At 62.7% G+C, this 1,536-nt stretch carries 1 protein-coding gene and 1 pseudogene; both read left to right on the forward strand.

Annotated features, from left to right (window positions below):
- Window positions 1–1,376, forward strand: a 1,376-nt coding sequence (gene tnpC, locus HV670_RS29945; protein ID WP_175108537.1) for an IS66 family transposase, incomplete at its 5' end; no start/stop codon positions are given.
- Between the two features lie 48 nt (window positions 1,377–1,424).
- Window positions 1,425–1,536, forward strand: a pseudogene (locus tag HV670_RS31770) (porin); the annotation flags it as partial.

Here is a 1,536-nt window from a genome sequence, read left to right on the forward strand (position 1 = left end):
AGTTCGCTGCGCGCAGCGAGAAGCTCGACAGCGAACAGCAGAGCCTGCTCGATGAAGCGATCGATGCCGATCTCGTTGCGATCGAGCACGAGCTTGAGGCACTGTCGAGCCGGCCCAAGACAGAGCCGGTTACGAACAAGCCGCGCCGCATGCCGCTGCCATCGAGTCTACCGCGCGTAGAGATCACTCACGAACCCGAATCGACGTCGTGCACGTGCGGCTGTGAGCTCAAGCGCATCGGTGAGGACGTCAGCGAGAAGCTCGACTACACGCCTGGCGTGTTCACCGTCGAGCGCCATGTGCGTGGCAAGTGGGTGTGCGCAAAGTGCGAGACGCTGATCCAGGCACCGGTTCCCGCACAGATCATCGACAAGGGCATCCCGACCGCGGGCCTGCTCGCGCAGGTGCTGGTGGCGAAGTACGGCGACCACGTTCCGCTGTACCGGCAGGAACGTATCTTCGAGCGCGCCGGCCTCGCCATCCCTCGCTCGACGCTGGGCCAATGGATCGGCCAATGCGGCGTACAACTGCAACCGCTCGTCGACGCGCTCAGGCAGGCCATCCTCGCGCATCGCGTGCTGCACGCCGACGAGACGCCGGTGGCAATGCTCAGCCCGGGCAAGGGCAAGACGCAGCGAGCGTACCTCTGGACCTACTGCCCCGGTGCCTTCGAGAACCTGAAGGCGGTCGTGTACGACTTCGCCGAGAGCCGCGCGGGTGAGCATGCGAGAGCCTTCCTCGGTGACTGGAAGGGGCGGCTGCTGTGCGACGACTATACGGGTTATAAGGCACTGTTCGCGCAAGGCGTGACCGAGCTCGGCTGTATGGCGCACTCACGTCGCAAGTTCTTCGATTTGCATGCGACGAACAAGAGCGAGATTGCCCAGGTCGCACTTGAGCATATCGGTCAACTCTACGAGATTGAGCGCCAAGTTCAGGCGCTTGAGCCAACCGAGCGCCTCGCGCTGCGGCAAGAGCGCGCTCGGCGGGTCGCCGACGAGCTACACCAATGGATGACACAGCAACGTGCGCGTGTGAGTGAAGGCTCGGCGATTGCCAAAGCGTTGGACTACAGCTTGCGGCGATGGGCTGCACTCATGCGCTATCTGGACGATCCTCAGGTGCCGATCGACAACAACTGGTGCGAAAACCAGATCAGACCGATTGCCCTGGGCAGAAAAAATTGGCTGTTCAGCGGCTCGCTGCGAGCGGGCAAACGCGCGGCCGCGATCATGAGCCTGGTGCAGTCGGCCAAACTCAATGGCCACGACCCCTACGCGTATTTGAAGGACGTGCTCATGCGCTTGCCCACGCACGCGGCCAGTCGTATCGAAGAACTGCTGCCGCATCGGTGGCGGCCATCGGCATCGAACTGATCCCCTGCTTCTCGCCGTTCATCGTCAAGATGGGTTTGCCACGCGCTTACGCTTGCGCAATCGAACACGCTCTTCAGTCGACAGGCATGGGTCGGCCTTGGCGGCAGTTGGGGGCAAGTCCGCGTCGGCCAACAGAATTCGCCGCTCTTCAATGATCAGG

It is taken from the genome of Pararobbsia alpina, from assembly GCF_902859895.1.
Lineage (GTDB): Bacteria > Pseudomonadota > Gammaproteobacteria > Burkholderiales > Burkholderiaceae > Pararobbsia > Pararobbsia alpina.